This window comes from Rubrilithobacter danxiaensis, from assembly GCF_047272945.1.
In the GTDB taxonomy this organism is placed as follows: domain Bacteria; phylum Bacteroidota; class Bacteroidia; order Sphingobacteriales; family Sphingobacteriaceae; genus Rubrolithibacter; species Rubrolithibacter danxiaensis.
In genome coordinates this window covers 41,737-57,679 of sequence record NZ_JBKOPS010000015.1, presented here as the reverse complement: position 1 = coordinate 57,679, position 15,943 = coordinate 41,737, and the positions used below count along the sequence as shown (strand labels likewise).

Below are 15,943 nucleotides of genomic sequence, written 5' to 3'. Positions count from 1 at the left end.
AGGGAAGTTTGTTGCTTTTATTTTATCTTCCATTTTTTTGCTGGAAGAATTTCCGTTTGTTTGCTTTAAGAAATCCTTAATATAAAACGTCATGAATTCCTTTAAACTGCTTTTGGCCGCATCGTTATTTTGTGCTGTTTTGTTTCCTTCAATCGCTTTTTCTCAAAATTCAGTTAAAGAAGACTGGATTCAACTGTTTAATGGGAAGGATCTGAAAGACTGGGATATAAAAATTACCGGCTATAACCTGAATGAGAACTACGGTAATACTTTCAGGGTTGAAAACGGAATTCTAAAAGTAAGCTACGATCAGTACAATAAATTTACCAATCAGTTTGGGCATATCTATTATAAGAAGCCTTTTTCTTATTATAAGCTTCGTTTCGAATACCGTTTTGTAGGTGAGCAGTTACAAGGAGGCCCTTCCTGGGATGTGCGTAACAGTGGCGTAATGGTTCACTCACAGGCAGCTAGTACGCTTGCAAAAGATCAGGAATTTCCCGTTTCACTTGAAATTCAGGTTTTAGGCGGTTTGGGGGATGGCCCCAGAGCGACCGCCAATTTATGTACTCCCGGCACCTATGTAGAAATGAATGGGGATGTTACCATGCAGCATTGCATAAACTCTTCATCAAAAACATACGAGGGTGATCAGTGGGTTACAGTAGAAGCACTGGTTTTAGGCGACTCTCTCATTCAGCACCTGATTGATGGTAAGGTTGTATTAAGCTATAAAAATCCTAAAATTGGAGAAACAGGTGATGATATGGAGCGCTACTTAAAAGGAGCCTGGGCTAAAAAGATAGGAACCCCTCTTAAGGAAGGGTACATTGCATTGCAGGCAGAAAGTCATCCTGTTGAATTCAGAAAAGTGGAACTGCTTAATTTAAAAGGATGTATGAATCCAAAATGCCCCAGATACCGCCCGTATTTTGTTGCAGCAGGAGCATGTGATTGTAAAAAATAATTACATTTACTTCTATCGTTATAGATAAAACTCGCCCCCTCATCGGTGGAAATAAACTAACAGTCGATTAGGGCATACAAACCGCGCTTCAATTATTTACATTTAATGCCTCAAGAATTACTATCTTCAATTAAGATTTAATTAACCAAAATGAACCTAAAAAACTTCTTAAAATGTAAATCGGGGCACTTTGTTGCGTTGATTTTCGCCGCATTGATTTTCATGGTTTTTGCTTGTAAAAGATCAGAAACAAGTTCAGAACCTCCTGAAGAAAACCGTTTTACGAAAGTTGTGCTTGCACAGGGAATGGATGAGCCAATGGAAATGGCTTTTTTAAAAGACGGAAGAGTTTTAATTGTTGAAAGGAAAGGTGCATTAAAGTCTTTCGATACGAAAACAAACCTGATGAAAACAATTGCTACCATACCTGTAAATACAAAGTATACAAGTAAGGAAGGCAAGGTCAGCGAAGCTGAAGAGGGTTTGATGGGTATTGTAGCACATCCGGATTTTGAAAAAAACCATTGGATCTACATGTATTACGCTGATCCTAAAGAAACCAAACACGTATTGGCACGATGGGAGCTACAGGACGATAAATTAGTTGAGTCGTCAAAAAAGATCGTACTGGAAGTAGGTACTCAACGGGAAATTTGCTGCCATACAGGGGGCGGAATGGTTTTTGACAAAGAGGCAAATTTATACCTGACTGTAGGAAATAATACTGCTAACCCTGCCGTGGGAACTTCTGCGTTGGATGAAAGACCAGGACATGAAAATGCAGACGATCAGCGTTCTGCAGGAAATACGAACGACTTAAGGGGTAAAATTTTGCGGATACATCCCGAAGATGATGGAAGTTATAGCATTCCTGAAGGGAACTTGTTCCCGAAAGGAACAGCAAAAACACGTCCCGAAATATATGTTATGGGCGATCGTAATCCATGGAGAGTATCTGTTGACAGTAAAACAGGCTATCTTTACTGGGGAGAAGTTGGTCCTGATGCTTCAATTGATACAGTTTACGGTCCCCGCGGATACGATGAATTTAACCAGGCACGTAAGGCAGGTTTTTTTGGCTGGCCTTATTTTATTGCCGATAACAAACCGTATGTAGATTATAATTATGCCGACAGTTCTTTTCACGGAAAGTTTGACGTAAATAATCCGGTAAACAATTCACCAAATAATACCGGCTTAAAAAATCTTCCTAAGCCTCAAAAAGCATTTATCTATTATCCATATTCTACATCTGAAGAATTTCCCCTTGTTGGAAGTTCCGGACGAAGTGCAACAGGAGGACCGGTATTCAGACAGGCAGATTTTGAAGGTGCTAAACGGCCGTTTCCTGCCTATTATGAAGGCAAATGGATGATCGTTGATTTCATGCGGGGCTGGATCATGTCGGTTACCATGGATGACAATGGCGATTATAAATCAATGGAGCGCTTTCTTCCTAAAGAGAATTTCAGCAGTGCTATTGATATGAAATTTGGCCCTGAAGGAGATCTATATGTTTTGGAGTATGGATCTTCTTGGTTCCGTGGAAATGCAAACTCAGCACTTGTTCGTATCGAATATAATGCCGGAAACAGGAAACCTGTTGTAGAGGCATCGGCAAATAAGCTTGCGGGAGCTGTTCCGTTTAAAGTAAATCTTTCATCTAAAGGTACTCTTGATTATGATAAGTACGATAAAGGAGAATTAAAATATGAGTGGAAGATAAATCTGGGCAATAAAGTAATAAAAACAATTACCGAAGAAAACCCGGTATTAACTTTAGACAAACCTGGAGTATACCAGGCAACTTTAACAGTAACAGATACCAAAGGCGAGAAGAATAGTAAAACCTTGAAATTGAAGGCTGGCAATGAGCCTCCGGTAGTATCTGTTGATATTTTGAAAGGAAATAAGAGTTTCTTTTTTCCAAATCAACCTATTCAGTACGCAATAAGTGTAAGCGATAAGGAAGATGGCAGTGTAAAGAACGGAAAGATCAGTCAGGATGTAGTATCGGTAAACTTCGACTATGTACCTGAAGGTTTTGACCCGATAGCGATTGCCCAGAACCATGTGGCGGCTGATGAAAAAGCAGGGTTCTCAGCAGGGCTTAGTCTTATAAATTCGAGCGATTGTAAATCGTGCCATGCCATACATAAAACATCTATCGGCCCTAGCTTTAACGCTGTTTCTTTGAAATATAAGAAAGACAAAGAGATTGTTCCTCACCTTGCTACGAAAATTATAACAGGCGGTTCCGGGGTTTGGGGGCAGCATGCCATGAGTGCCCATCCGCAAATAACGCAGCCGGAAGCAGAAACTATGGTGAAGTATATTCTTAGCCTTACAGAAAAGAAAGCTGTTGCAAAATCACTGCCATTGTCAGGCAGTTATGTGCCCCAGGTGCCTGCAGGTGAAAACGGAAAAGGAGGGTTTTTATTGAGAGCAGCTTATACAGATAAAGGAACATCGGTAATGCCGCCGCTTTCTACAGAAAGCATCGTAGCCCTTCGTAATCCACTTTTAGATCCGGAGAAGGCTGATATTCAGAAGGGCACTCAGTTGATGACGACACCTTCCAGGTCATTCTTTATGACGGGTAATAACTCACATCTTGCTTATAATAATTTAGACCTTACGGGTATTAAGCAAATTGACTTTCTCGTTCAGGCTTCACCAAATTCAGGTGCTCTGGGAGGGGTTATTGAGGTGCACCTGGACTCGCCGACAGGTAAATTAATCGGTCAGACAGAAACGGTTGTACCTAAGGCCGTAAATTTTGCCCGTATTATGGAAAACATGGGAGGAGGAAAAGCTAAACCCGGAACAAAAGCTAAAGCTGAAGGGCCAAACAAAGGCGGACCTCCTAAAAAGATCGATTTTTCGATGATAAGAAGGCTGATGGCAAAAGAAGTAATAGCTCCTCTGCAACCTGCAGACGGAAGGCATACTATTTACTTCGTTTTCAAAAATGATAAAGCGAAAGACAACCAGATAATTATGCAAATGCTTGAAATCAACTTCAAAAACAAATAACAGCATAATAAATACATAAATGACGATGTCCTGCTTTTGGGACATCGTCATTTATGTATAAAAAGAAACTAAGCGATTAGTTTATCCGGATTGGGTATAAGCGTGAGGAAGGCCTCAAAGTTTTCTTTATAATGTTTTTTATCCAGTTGGAAATAGTAGGCTCCTTTTTTTGAAGAGGATTTATCCTTCTCGGTTGTTTTGATTAGAAGGCCGGTGGAAAGCAATTTACGGCTGAAGTTGCGACTGTCCAGGTTGACGCCATATACGCCTTCGTATAAGTCCTGTAATTGCGGAATGGTAAACTTTTCCGGGAGCAGTTCGAAAAGAATAGGATGGAGGGCCGCCTTATAACGCAATTGCTTTTTAGCTCGCTCAACCATTTCGTTATGATCAAAAATCAATTCCGGAACTTCATCTAATAAAAACCATTCGGCATGGTAGTCTTCTTTTAATTGTTTTTCGTATTTCTTTATATCGATCAGCGCAAAGTAGGCAATGCAAATTGTCCGCTCAACCGGATCCCTCTTTGGGTCACTGAATGCGTGAAGTTGTTCCATATAAACGCCTTCCAAACCGGTTAACGATCCAAGAATTCTGACAGCTGCATCCTTCAATGTTTCATGCGGTTGCAAAAAACCTCCCATTAAACTCCATTCCCTGGCTCGTGGTTCAAACCCTCTTTGTATCAGCAAGAGCTTTAAATTTTCTCCGTCAAATCCAAAAATTATACAATCTATCGCAACCAATATTCGCGTTTGGCCCTGGTATCTCAGCATGCTGTTAATTTACTCTTAAAAGGTTTTACTCGAAGCTAATATAAAAAAAGTACTCCAATAAACTTTAGCATTTGCACTCTTGATCAGTATTTGAAGATCTTATTTATTAAAAAGCATCGAACTGTTATTCATTGATTTTAAGAAGGCAGAATGTCTTATCTTCTTTTGATTAATATAAATTACTGTAACGAAAATATTAATTTTATTTTAAAAAACTTTTCTTCTGGTTTTATGTTTATTAACTTATTGAATCTCATACATATTACGTTATGAATTGTTTTTATTTTTTTAATTTTATTTTATTCTTTTTTATAACTTTACAGTCCACGTTAAATCAATTACTATGAAAAAATTTTCTACTTTAAAACTATTTGTATTCCCTTTATTTGTATTAACCTTTGTTGTAGCCTCCTGCGATAAAGACAGCGACCAAAGTTCAGTTCCGGTTGGAATGTTAAGCATTGATAGTGTAGTGCACGAAAAAATAGCTTCAAATAAATATGTAGATCATATTTATATTACTACTAAAATGCCTCCTAATATTTCAATAGTTGAACCTTGCGGCTGTCCTAATCCCTACGAAGCATTAAACAAGCTGAATTCGCCCAAAAAGCATCATTATGTTTTTGATAGCTACAGGCAGAATAATAAACGTTATCAGGTTATCGTTAACGCTGAATTTTCTTCCACTATTGTAAAAAATATAAATTAAGCTAAAGCTTTTTCTCTTCTTTCTTTTTCGTCTTTTACAGATTAGCACAGTCTTTGTTAGAGTTCTGATAAATCATTTTGTGTTATGGATAAGCGGATATTGGTCGTGGATGATGAGAATGATATTTTGGAGATATTGGAATTAATACTTTCTGAAGAAGGTTATAAGGTTGCTACTTCTCCAACAGCAGAGGGAATTTTGGATAAGATCGAGGCAATTAAGCCCGATTTAATATTAATGGATGTTGATATAGGTGAGGAAGACGGAAGAAAGATATGCAGCGTTATTAAGGCAAATGCAAAAACCCATGATATTCCTGTTATCATGATCTCTGCCTATTCAAGTATTGCCGACACTGTCCAGGAGGCAGGAGCAGAAGACTTTATTCCGAAACCTTTCAGTATTTACACGTTAATAGATCACATTGAAAGGCAGCTGGCTGCCTGATTAAATAGATTTAGTACAGCTTGTTTGAGGATGCGTCGTTGAACTTATACGCCTTTTAAAAGTCCCCCTTGAAAACTATCAGGGGGACTGGAGCTTATTTTTTGCTAATTTGAACCGTCGCTTTTAGCTCTGTTTATTGCATAACTACCTATTTTTTCTCCAACTTCAAATCCTCCATCGCAATCAGCCCGGTAATGTATACCGCCGTACATTCGTGAGTTAGATGCCTCTAATGCCATTTCATCAAAATCTTTTGCACGTTGAGGAAGTAGAAAACCCAGTATTTTGGACGCAGCCGAACTAAAGGTAGCGTGACCGGAAATATAGGAAGGAAAGTTAGGAACTCCTGTTAATGTTTTAATCCGTGGATCTAATTGAGAGGGACGAGGATTAAAATAATAAAATTTGGTATCCCAGCATGCTATTGCTGCATCCATCATAGCACTGTTTAGTAAAGCGTAGTTACGGGCAAAGCGGATTTCACTGTAGTTATTTTTAACGAACTCCACTGTTGCAATAGCGTTCCAATGCCCCGGCGGCGTTGATGTTGCTACCCCATCAGCCCAAAAGTTTACTATGCGCATTCTTTCTCTGCTGGGATTCTTGGTGTAATCCAGGATTTCATCCAATTCTTTTCGCATTTTCTCTGAATTAGCAGATGGTGGAGGCCCCGGACGCAGGCTTGGGATTATTGAAGCATCAAACAATAGCGGCTTTACATTGCCAAATAAAGGCAGCATAGGGGGGCGTTTTGGCGATTCAAGTGATATCCATGGAGTTTCTCCTTTAGCTTTGCAGTCTTCTTCCAATTTTGTCCACACTGCCTGATTTCCGCCAGAAGCACCCATGCCATCCGTTTTCGCTCGCTGAATAATTTTACGGGCAACCCATCTTCCTAAAGAATCTCCGGCAGCAAGGTCGCTTTTTACATTTGCGCCACTCCATATACGATAATTCTTTTCATCTTCCGCCATTTTTGTTATATAATCAACATCTGCCGGAAATAGTAATTTCATTAACTCAACCGAAGCTCCTGCAATTACAGCGTCTTCTGAAGGATAGGAGGGAAGTTCACTTTTAGGAATACTCACACTAATGGAGCCGTCAATATTATAAGGGGCAGGACGATTGTACTGTTTCTTAAACTTCCACGCCATTATCAGCGCATCGTATTGCGCAACGCTAACATACGCATAAGCTCTTGCCGCGTATGGAGGGTTTGAAAATGGAAATATAGGATAAGAAAATGGATTGTTAGCATTTGGGGCCGGATAAGTGCCATCTTCGTTTTGATAGGGTGGGATGTTGTGTTTTGCTACTAATTCACGCATGATTTCGTTCCATCTTAAAACACTTCCAACTTTCCAGAAATCAATGATTTTTCTTTGTTCTGCAGTTAAGTTCTCACTTTTAGCTTTAAGATCTTTTAGTTCAGCCTGATAAGTTTCACTGTTAATATCTGATGGTGCAGGTATAGGAAAGTCTGTTGCTGAGGTAACAATAAACGGTTTCCATTCACTTGCACTAAGGTCAAGGCTTGAAGGAGATAATGTGGGCAAATTAGCATTTGATTCAACAATGTCTTTATTGCAAGACAGTATTAGTATAGCACAAATGCCTATCAGGTATGTAAAATTCTTTTTCATTTTCTTTTTAATATTGAGTGCGAGATTTTTTTAAAAATCTTCGTTATAAAATAGGTAGTTTATTTCTTTATGGATCTTTTCAAATTGAATGCATAATCAACTCCTGCCATCATTCCTGTAGCTTGTCCTACATTTCGTCCCGCTATAGTGTGCCATACACTTGCATGAAAGCCTAAAGCCGAAAGTTTTGGCAAATAGTATTTCATTTCCAAGCCTGTATTGGTAGTATTCATTTTATTGCTGATAAATGGCATGTCGTTTTTTCGGATATCAAATCCTCCTATCGTAGTCATATTATCCAGAAATGCTTCGGCGATAAAGAATCTGCTTCTGTAGCCAGTTCTAACTTGTAAGTTTCCGGCATTGGGCATTTTTACTTTGTCAGAATTTATGAGGTGGTCAGTATAATAAGCATCTCTGTCGATAGTTACATTACTTCTTAAAAGATAGGCACCTGATAAACTTGCATAGATTTTATTGATTTGTACGTCAGCTATTAATCTTCCGCTTAAAACATTACAACCCATACCAATATTCATGGGCATAAAGTCGACGTTATATTTGTTTGTTGGTGCTGTAAATCCTCCAACAGCAAAAACCGAAAACTTTTGTTTGCCTGATTCAATTCTTACCGGACGCCATTTTACAAAAAATCCCAGGTCTTGAAATCCATTAAGCCCGCTCAATGTTCCTTTGCTGGCGTGTGTAGAAACAAAGGGAAGAGAGGCCAGGAGATTGAGGTTTTTATTTACCCCATAATTTAGCATGACCATGGCGGATTTTGTAGATAAGCGCCCTATATTATCGTTGTTGCGTTTAAATGTGCCTTCCCAATAGTTTGTCCAGCTATTGTAGCCAAAAGTTCCTGCAACGCACAGTCGATTTTCCGGCATCATTAAAGCATCTTGTTCTGTTTGAGCGTTGCCTGAAACAGAATAAAACGAAAGAATAGCTAAAAGGTAGCCGCATAAAGGCTTAAAAAATGTTTTCATCTTGTATTATGGTTAGTCAAATGATTGAGAGAATGTTCTGATTTATTCAGGCTTCAGCTATCGAAACCCCTTTTGAATAAGCATTACTTCTCCCGTTCATATAATAATTGGTTAGTACGCGTATTGATTTATAGCCATATTTTTGGTCATAGTTTTTCAATACAAAAATCATCGATCATTTAGAAAATGGTCTTTTAGTGACCTGGCACATACGGATTTAATCCAATAATCTCAGAAGCAAAGTTCTGGTACTATTGTATGCCTGCACTCTAACTATATTTCTGATTCAGGAGGGATTGAAATTGAATGTAGATGTCCTGTTTTAGGTTGCAGAACTTTATATGAAAGATATTTGTGTGCGTGTTCTATATGACTAAGTGTATTTTTATGTTCTTTTACTTCCTGAAAATAATCTGCCTTACATTCTTTAAAGCCGGATTTTTTTGAAGAATTAGCGGTAAGGGAGTTTACTTTCTTAAAATAATCATCACTCTTTTTTTGAATTCTCGATTTCTCCGTATTCTTTACACAAAGTAAAACCAGAGAGTCCCGGTAAACTTTACGTTTAACACATTTATATGTATCTCCTTTATAACTTATTTCTCCCCGTACATCCTCATATTCTTTCCAATCATACAGATATGGTAAATTAATAGGGATTTTAATTGAAACTAATCGTGTGTCACTTTCAGATATATCTTGTATAGACATTTCCATACGTACATCTGAAGCTATGTTCAAATAAAAGAACATAATCTTGTAGCCCACTATATTGAACAGCAGGATACTAAGTAACAATATTGTTGTTATTTTTTTCAATACCCGAATATATAATCTTTTTTATTAAATTCTGCAATCGACTTAAAATGTTGAAAAATAATCTAACTCAGGTAGTTAGGTTCCTTTTAAAGGCCCATCATGGGTTAAACAACATTTATTTCTCATTTGGCCCAATAAATTTATTTTTGCAGGAATAATTAATTAAGAAAAATACGTAAGTATTAAAAATAAAATGAACTATTGGTTAGTCAAATCTGAACCGCATAAATACAGCTGGGAGAAATTTAATGAAGACGGACGTACCTTTTGGGATGGTGTTCGAAATTTTCAGGCCCGAAATAACCTGAAGGCAATGAAGGAGGGGGATTTAGTTCTTTTTTATCACAGCAATGAAGGAAAATGTGTGGTAGGAATAGCCAAAGTAGTTAAAGAATTTTACCAGGACCCCACTACTGAAGATCCCAATTGGGTAGTAGTAGACTTGTCTCCGGTAGAAACATTAAAAAAGCCGGTTACGCTCGAGCAGATTAAAGCAGATGATCGGTTGAAAGATGTTTCGCTGGTAAGGCAGGGACGATTATCAGTAATGCCTTTAAAACCCGAGGAATTTGACAGGATTTTAGAATTAGCAGGTTAAAATCTTATCTTGGATTATGTTATTGAAAATTTGCACTATCCTGTTATTCCTTTCTTCATTCCTTGTTGCACAGGAAAGCCATGCTCAATATAAGGCAAAGCGTTATAATGCTATTGTGCGTCCGTTAAGCGGTAAAAGATACAAGGGAATTCTAGAACGGGTTGACGAGAAAGGCCTGACCATCCGTTTTCATAAAACTTCTAAATATTTTCTTGCTGATACCGTCCGTAAAATCCGTATAAAAAAATACAATGCTCAAAATAAAAGTTTACTTGCAGGTAGTATTCTTGGTTTAGCAGGCGGACTTGCAGCGTATACTATTCAGGAAGATAAGGGCAATACAAGTCCGATTATACTTCCGGTAGTTATTGTTTCTTCGGCTTTGTCTGGGGCTGCCCTTGTTGGAACGATTAATTCTTTTACCGCAGTAAAAACGTATAAAAATGTTAACAAGCTCGAAAGTTTCAAACCGGTATCGCTCGAGCTGAGAAAATACTCCTTAAGTAAATTGTAGGATTTTAATCTATTACAAAAAGTGCTTTTAGTTCGGTAGCTTCGTTAGGCTTCATTTTTCCTGCCAGTATCAGCCTTAATTGTCTGCGTCGTAATGCTCCTTCCCAAAGTAAGCGCTCTTCTTCAGTTTCCGGCATCAATTCGGGTACCCGTATGGGTTTTCCTTCATTATTAAGCGCTACAAACGTGTAAAAAGCTTCATTGGATTTTACTTTTGTTCCCGAAGGTATATTTTGTGCCCATACCTCAATTTTTACTTCCATCGAGGTATTAAAGGTTCGGGAAACCTGCGCCTGAATAGTTACCACATCTCCTAATTTGATAGGATGTTTAAAAGAAACATTGTCAACCGAAGCAGTTACCACGATATTATTCGAATGTTTTTGCGCTGAAATAGCTGCCGCAATATCCATCAGATGCAAAAGGCGTCCTCCCATCATGTTATTTAACGTATTGGTATCGTTGGGAAGAATAAGCTCATTCATAGTTACGAATGACTCTTTTGCTGCTTTTCCGTTCATAGTTTAAATGTAAGGTTTTAGGGTGATTCGTGTAAAGCGATTTTACGGAACGCTACCTTCTGTTCGCTGTGTTTATTTCAGAAAATCCTACCAGTTCTTCCCATCTTGCCCCCGGTTTTTTGTAGTAAACCAGGATTTGATAGGAGTTACGTGTTTCGTAAAATGATCCGTTGAAGGTTGTATAATCGACTGTTTTATCATTTTCCGACCAAACATATTGGTAATCGTACACACCTTGCTTCAGCAATTGAGAACCGAAAAATTGTTTCCGGCTTTCATCATAACTCAATCTGTTTTCTGCTCTTAAGGTATATTGATTAAATTTTCCAACTATATAAGCGTTTCCTTTAGCGGAGGGTTTTTCAGCATTTAAAATGAAGTTAACAAAAGCATAGTCAGCATCTGTACGGTTATCACGGCCATCCTGGTTACGGATATAAAATTTTCCGTTCTCGTCAAAGTTAAACGCGTATGCCGCAGTGCTAAGATCTGCATCGGGGAGAAGATAAACGCGGTTAGATGTATCACGGTAAATATTTGCAACTCGTTCCGACTGTAGACGGAGGCTTCTTATATCAAAGCGTCTGAACTCATTGCCTCCCGGAAATATAAGGCTTTGGAGATCGTTATAGATCAATTGATTTGGCCGCAGAAAATTTGGTCGTAATACAAGCTGTGATGTAGATGAAATTTCATTTTGCATCACCTGCGTTTTTACATCCATATAGGGGTTTTGAATCTGCAACTGACCGGTACTTACAACCAGGTTTATCTTCTGTTGCTTTTCTCTTTGTCCTATATTGGGGCTTGGAACCATTTCTGCCGAAACAGTTGTCAGCGGATTTATAATATAAAAGCGTTGTGTTAAAACTAATTTACGCTGATCATTGTCTTCATAAACTTTTAGCAGATAGTTACCCGAAATTTTAGGTTTTATATTAAAGTTCGGTAAGCTTACTTCGTAATGGGTAAACTTCTGGTATGTATTGAATGAATAGTGATAATCTGTTATCCGGTCTTCGGTAAAGCTCTCCAGGTAATCCATAGCAGATAACCTGCTGCTGCTCCAGTTTGCATCGCAATGTTCAATTGTATAGGAGAAATTACGGCTTCCTACTCTCAAGTCATCAAAGCTTAAAACTAATTTATCAGGGCTCCCTAGGTTAAGTACAGGGAAAGATTGCTCCTGCGATTGATTATAAAACCGGACGGTTTTAATTTCGGGCAGATATACAAAGTCTTCGTATCGTAATAAGCTCCTGTTGTTGTTTCCTTGGCCATCAGAAATAGAAAAAGTAGCCAAAAGCAGTGCAATAATTGCAAGTAGTTTTCCCATTTCCTGATGTAATTCTACGATTCTAATTCCAGGATCTGATCAGCAAGCTTTTCCCAATCCGCCTGTACCGATTCCAGTTCTTCTTTTGCTTTCTGGTAGCGGTTGTTTGCTTCCTGGAATTTCAATTTATCACTGTAAATCTCTTCTTCTGCAAGCTCTGTTTCTGCAATTTTTACTTCTTTCTCTAAAGCAGCAATTCTATCTTCCATTTGTTGGAGCTCCTGGTTCATTTTTTTTAGCTGCTTGTTTTTATCTTCCCCATTATCTTGCTTCGGCTTCTGTTCAGGCTTCTTTTCTTCTTTTTTAGGAGCTGCTGCTACAGTTTTTTGAACAACAGCTGGCCTTTTTGCCTGCCATTCTTCATATTCTGCATACGTACCCGGATATTCTTTGATCTGTAGATTTTCAATGTACCAAATCTTATTGGCAACGTTGTCCAAAAAATACCGGTCGTGAGAAACAGCAATTAAAGTACCCTGAAATTGTTGTAACGCTTGAATTAGAATATTTACAGATTGTATGTCAAGGTGATTGGTAGGTTCATCCAGAATAAGGAAATTTGCATCAGCGGTAAGTGCTTTTGCTAATGCGACACGAGATTTCTCTCCTCCCGAAAGTACTTTGATCTTTTTAAAAACGTCATCTCCTGTAAAAAGAAAACATCCTAAAATTGAGCGTAATTCTGTTTCTGTATGTTTTGGAGCAAATGCCTGAAGCTCTCTTAAAACCTCGTTTTCCAGGTGAAGTGATTCCAGCTGATGCTGTGCAAAAAAGGTTGTAGTTACATTATGGCCTGTTTCGCTCATTCCTTCAAATGACTTATCCGTGCCTGCAATAATTCGCAGTAAAGTAGATTTTCCTTTACCATTTGCACCAATTAATGCTATTTTATCGCCCTTTTCTATAACAGCATGTGCATCTTTCAAAATTTGTAAATCAGGATAAGCTTTACTTACATGTTCCATTCTTACTACGTGCCTGCCCGATTGCTTACTGAATTTGAAGCTGAAGTTTACACTCGGATTATCATCATCCACATCCTCTACGCGTTCCATTTTTTCTAAGGCCTTAATACGGGATTGTGCCATTTTAGCCTTACTTGCTTTGGCACGAAAACGTTCAATAAGGCGCTCTTCCTGTCGGATTTTAGCCTGCTGATTTTTATATTGCCCGCTTTGTATTTCTTCGCGTAAAGCTTTTTCTTCTAAGTAAAAACTATAATTGCCAGCATACGGAATAAGTTTTCCTTTACGAGATTCAACAATCTTTTTTACCACACGATCCAGGAAATACCTGTCGTGCGAAACAATCACAATCGCTCCTTCAAAAGATTGCAGATAAGATTCAAGCCATTTAATGGAAGGTAAATCAAGGTGATTGGTAGGCTCATCCAGCAACAAAATATCCGGTGCCTGAAGCAGGATTCGGGCAAGCATGACACGCATGCGCCATCCCCCGGAAAACTCGGCCAAAGGACGATGCTGATCTTCGTCGGCAAAACCTAGCCCGGCAAGGATTTCATGTGCCCGGTATTCAATATTATAGCCGTCCAGCGCTTCAAACTCGTGCTGCTTATCGCTCAGTTTGTGAAGAAGGTCGTCTGTATACTCAGTTTCAAGTTTTTTAAGCAGGTTCTCAATTTCTGTATGCAGCTGGTTCTGCCGTTCAAAGGCTTCCATAGCTACATGTAAAATGCTTTTATCAGACTGATAAGAAAGCAAATCCTGGTTAAGGTATCCGATTTTAAGATCCTTTGCTTTAGAAATTGTACCGCTTGTGGGAGTATAATCTCCTACAATAATCTTTAAAAGTGTTGTTTTTCCGGTTCCGTTAGCTCCAATTAAGCCTATTTTTTCTCCTGGTTTTATATGCCAGTTGGCCTCATCATATAATGCCCTTGCACCAATCTCAAAGGTTAAGTCGTTTATAGCAATCACAATGCAAATTTACTAATTCCATACGAATTGCAGGGTGCTTAGTTTCGGGGATTGGTCGAAAAGCGGAGCTTACATCAGCAGGTTAAAGTTGTCGTTTTCGTCAAGTTCCCAGAAAGGGTTATAAGCTACTTCAAACAAATGTCTGTCAGGGTCTTTAAAATAACCGCTGTAACCTCCCCAAAATACTTTCTGCGCAGGTTTTACTACAGTAGCTCCAAGTTTTTCAACCAGTGCTAAAACCTGGTCGACTTCTTCCTCGCTTTTTGTATTGTAGGCGAGAGTAATACCTGAAAATCCGTTTCCTTTTTCATCAACAAGCGCATCTTCTGCCAGGAGTTTTCTCGGATAAAGAGCAAGGGCAATTCCTCCTAAAGGAAAAACAGCCAGATCGTCCATGCTTACCGATGATTTTTTCCATCCCAAGCCTTTTTCATAAAAATTAATTGCTCTTTCAAAATCATCTACTCCAAGTGTTATCAGATTTAGTTTTTGTCTCATTGTTTTTAAATTAAGATGTTTTAAAATTAGGGTTTAAATCCTGTATGCGATAGGTTTTTGAATTTAACTTTTGTCTATCTTCGCACCATGTATCAGTTAATTAAACCCATTTTTTTTCGTTTCGATCCGGAAAAGATCCATCACTTTGTAACGGGTTCGCTTAAAACCGCGAACAAGATTTGGGGTGTATCTGCTCTTACAAAGGCAATATGCCTAAAAAATGATCCGCGTTTAGAAAGACACGTGTTTGGATTAACTTTTAAAAATCCGGTAGGACTGGCGGCTGGGTTTGACAAAAATGCTGAATACGTGGAAGAGATGGCGAACCTTGGTTTTGGCTTTGTGGAAATAGGAACAGTTACTCCATTGCCCCAACCGGGAAATGACAAGCCCCGGATGTTTCGGCTTACTCAGGATGAAGCACTGATTAACCGGATGGGATTTAACAACCAGGGAGCAGAAATAGCTGCACACCGGTTAAAACATGTAAAACGAAATGGATTGCTGATAGGAGGTAACATCGGGAAAAATAAAATCACTCCCAACGAGGATGCTGTAAGTGATTATATTAAATGCTTTGATGCACTTTTTGATGTAGTTGACTATTTTGTGGTGAATGTCAGTTCTCCCAATACACCTGGCTTACGTGCTTTACAGGAAAAAGAGCCGTTAAAGAATATTCTGAATACGCTTCAAAAAAGAAATCTGAAGAACGATATTTCGAGACCCATACTTTTAAAGATTGCTCCCGATTTAACAAACGAACAATTAGACGATATTGTGGAAATTGTAGTTGAAACAAAGATTGCCGGTGTAATAGGTACAAATACCACTATTTCACGGGATAATTTAAAATCACAGGAAAGTTTAAAATCAGAAACCGGGGGTTTAAGCGGAAAGCCGCTTACAAAACGATCAACAGAGGTTATAAGATACCTTTCGGAAAAATCAGGAAAAGCCTTTCCGATTATCGGCGTCGGAGGAATTCATTCTGCAGAAGATGCGATTGAAAAATTAAACGCCGGAGCAAGCCTTATCCAGCTATATACCGGATTTATTTACGAAGGCCCCGGGCTGATTAAGCGAATAAACGAAGCGCTATTAAAAGAGGGCTAATTAAGAAAGCCAATAAAGTTTTAAAGCTT

At 38.5% G+C, this 15,943-nt stretch carries 15 protein-coding genes; 7 read left to right on the top strand and 8 right to left on the bottom strand.

Translation table 11 applies throughout. The annotated features are described in order from the left end of the window. Positions 1–91 precede the first annotated feature (91 nt). The gene (locus ACLCDL_RS16155) at positions 92–967 is read left to right on the top strand and encodes a 3-keto-disaccharide hydrolase (RefSeq protein ID WP_423149441.1); all 876 of its coding nucleotides are present in this window, start codon (positions 92–94) and stop codon (positions 965–967) included. A 150-nt stretch (positions 968–1,117) separates the two neighbouring features. Further along, a complete protein-coding gene (locus ACLCDL_RS16150) occupies positions 1,118–4,003 on the top strand; it encodes a PQQ-dependent sugar dehydrogenase (protein ID WP_423149440.1) in 2,886 nt (961 codons plus the stop codon). A gap of 68 nt (positions 4,004–4,071) precedes the next feature. On the opposite strand, the gene ACLCDL_RS16145 is transcribed toward ACLCDL_RS16150, so the two are convergent. Continuing rightward, the gene (locus ACLCDL_RS16145) at positions 4,072–4,779 is read right to left on the bottom strand and encodes an NUDIX hydrolase (protein ID WP_423149439.1); all 708 of its coding nucleotides are present in this window, start codon (positions 4,777–4,779) and stop codon (positions 4,072–4,074) included. 343 nt (positions 4,780–5,122) lie between these two features. Between ACLCDL_RS16145 and ACLCDL_RS16140 the strand changes: the two genes are divergently transcribed. After that, on the top strand, positions 5,123–5,491 hold the full coding sequence (locus ACLCDL_RS16140) for a hypothetical protein (protein ID WP_423149438.1): 369 nt from the start codon (positions 5,123–5,125) through the stop codon (positions 5,489–5,491). An 84-nt stretch (positions 5,492–5,575) separates the two neighbouring features. Beyond that, on the top strand, positions 5,576–5,938 hold the full coding sequence (locus tag ACLCDL_RS16135) for a response regulator (protein WP_423149437.1): 363 nt from the start codon (positions 5,576–5,578) through the stop codon (positions 5,936–5,938). A gap of 104 nt (positions 5,939–6,042) precedes the next feature. Here ACLCDL_RS16135 and ACLCDL_RS16130 read toward each other — a convergent pair whose 3' ends face one another. From ACLCDL_RS16130 to ACLCDL_RS16120, 3 genes are all read right to left on the bottom strand, one after another. Then, complete coding sequence (locus tag ACLCDL_RS16130; protein WP_423149436.1) at positions 6,043–7,584, bottom strand: vanadium-dependent haloperoxidase; 1,542 nt, start codon at positions 7,582–7,584, stop codon at positions 6,043–6,045. 59 nt (positions 7,585–7,643) lie between these two features. Beyond that, positions 7,644–8,576 (bottom strand): hypothetical protein, encoded by a 933-nt coding sequence (locus ACLCDL_RS16125; protein WP_423149435.1) that lies wholly within the window; start codon positions 8,574–8,576, stop codon positions 7,644–7,646. 273 nt (positions 8,577–8,849) lie between these two features. Next, positions 8,850–9,287, bottom strand: coding sequence for a hypothetical protein (locus ACLCDL_RS16120; RefSeq protein ID WP_423149434.1), 438 nt, complete (start codon positions 9,285–9,287; stop codon positions 8,850–8,852). 301 nt (positions 9,288–9,588) lie between these two features. Between ACLCDL_RS16120 and ACLCDL_RS16115 the strand changes: the two genes are divergently transcribed. Continuing rightward, positions 9,589–9,993: an EVE domain-containing protein gene (locus tag ACLCDL_RS16115; protein WP_423149433.1), complete on the top strand. Its 405-nt coding sequence runs from the start codon at positions 9,589–9,591 to the stop codon at positions 9,991–9,993. Between the two features lie 16 nt (positions 9,994–10,009). Beyond that, positions 10,010–10,507, top strand: a complete 498-nt coding sequence (locus ACLCDL_RS16110) for a hypothetical protein (protein WP_423149432.1) — start codon at positions 10,010–10,012, stop codon at positions 10,505–10,507. Between the two features lie 4 nt (positions 10,508–10,511). Here the strand turns inward: ACLCDL_RS16110 and ACLCDL_RS16105 are convergent, their stop codons facing one another. The 4 genes from ACLCDL_RS16105 to ACLCDL_RS16090 all read right to left on the bottom strand — a co-directional run bounded on the left by ACLCDL_RS16105 (position 10,512) and on the right by ACLCDL_RS16090 (position 14,798). Continuing rightward, on the bottom strand, positions 10,512–11,027 hold the full coding sequence (locus ACLCDL_RS16105; RefSeq protein WP_423149431.1) for an acyl-CoA thioesterase: 516 nt from the start codon (positions 11,025–11,027) through the stop codon (positions 10,512–10,514). A gap of 52 nt (positions 11,028–11,079) precedes the next feature. Next, positions 11,080–12,363 (bottom strand): type IX secretion system plug protein, encoded by a 1,284-nt coding sequence (locus ACLCDL_RS16100; protein ID WP_423149430.1) that lies wholly within the window; start codon positions 12,361–12,363, stop codon positions 11,080–11,082. A gap of 14 nt (positions 12,364–12,377) precedes the next feature. Further along, the gene (locus ACLCDL_RS16095) at positions 12,378–14,300 is read right to left on the bottom strand and encodes an ABC-F family ATP-binding cassette domain-containing protein (protein WP_423149429.1); all 1,923 of its coding nucleotides are present in this window, start codon (positions 14,298–14,300) and stop codon (positions 12,378–12,380) included. Between the two features lie 69 nt (positions 14,301–14,369). Continuing rightward, positions 14,370–14,798: a VOC family protein gene (locus tag ACLCDL_RS16090; RefSeq protein WP_423149428.1), complete on the bottom strand. Its 429-nt coding sequence runs from the start codon at positions 14,796–14,798 to the stop codon at positions 14,370–14,372. 87 nt (positions 14,799–14,885) lie between these two features. On the opposite strand from ACLCDL_RS16090, the gene ACLCDL_RS16085 reads away from it, so the two are divergent. Next, complete coding sequence (locus ACLCDL_RS16085) at positions 14,886–15,914, top strand: quinone-dependent dihydroorotate dehydrogenase (protein WP_423149483.1); 1,029 nt, start codon at positions 14,886–14,888, stop codon at positions 15,912–15,914. Positions 15,915–15,943 lie beyond the last annotated feature (29 nt).

Coding starts and splice junctions, on each gene's coding strand:
- ACLCDL_RS16155 (WP_423149441.1), top strand. CDS start 92: ATGAATTCCTTTAAACTGCTTTTGGCCGCATCGTTATTTTGTGCTGTT.
- ACLCDL_RS16150 (WP_423149440.1), top strand. CDS start 1,118: ATGAACCTAAAAAACTTCTTAAAATGTAAATCGGGGCACTTTGTTGCG.
- ACLCDL_RS16145 (WP_423149439.1), bottom strand. CDS start 4,779: ATGCTGAGATACCAGGGCCAAACGCGAATATTGGTTGCGATAGATTGT.
- ACLCDL_RS16140 (WP_423149438.1), top strand. CDS start 5,123: ATGAAAAAATTTTCTACTTTAAAACTATTTGTATTCCCTTTATTTGTA.
- ACLCDL_RS16135 (WP_423149437.1), top strand. CDS start 5,576: ATGGATAAGCGGATATTGGTCGTGGATGATGAGAATGATATTTTGGAG.
- ACLCDL_RS16130 (WP_423149436.1), bottom strand. CDS start 7,584: ATGAAAAAGAATTTTACATACCTGATAGGCATTTGTGCTATACTAATA.
- ACLCDL_RS16125 (WP_423149435.1), bottom strand. CDS start 8,576: ATGAAAACATTTTTTAAGCCTTTATGCGGCTACCTTTTAGCTATTCTT.
- ACLCDL_RS16120 (WP_423149434.1), bottom strand. CDS start 9,287: ATGTCTATACAAGATATATCTGAAAGTGACACACGATTAGTTTCAATT.
- ACLCDL_RS16115 (WP_423149433.1), top strand. CDS start 9,589: ATGAACTATTGGTTAGTCAAATCTGAACCGCATAAATACAGCTGGGAG.
- ACLCDL_RS16110 (WP_423149432.1), top strand. CDS start 10,010: ATGTTATTGAAAATTTGCACTATCCTGTTATTCCTTTCTTCATTCCTT.
- ACLCDL_RS16105 (WP_423149431.1), bottom strand. CDS start 11,027: ATGAACGGAAAAGCAGCAAAAGAGTCATTCGTAACTATGAATGAGCTT.
- ACLCDL_RS16100 (WP_423149430.1), bottom strand. CDS start 12,363: ATGGGAAAACTACTTGCAATTATTGCACTGCTTTTGGCTACTTTTTCT.
- ACLCDL_RS16090 (WP_423149428.1), bottom strand. CDS start 14,798: ATGAGACAAAAACTAAATCTGATAACACTTGGAGTAGATGATTTTGAA.
- ACLCDL_RS16085 (WP_423149483.1), top strand. CDS start 14,886: ATGTATCAGTTAATTAAACCCATTTTTTTTCGTTTCGATCCGGAAAAG.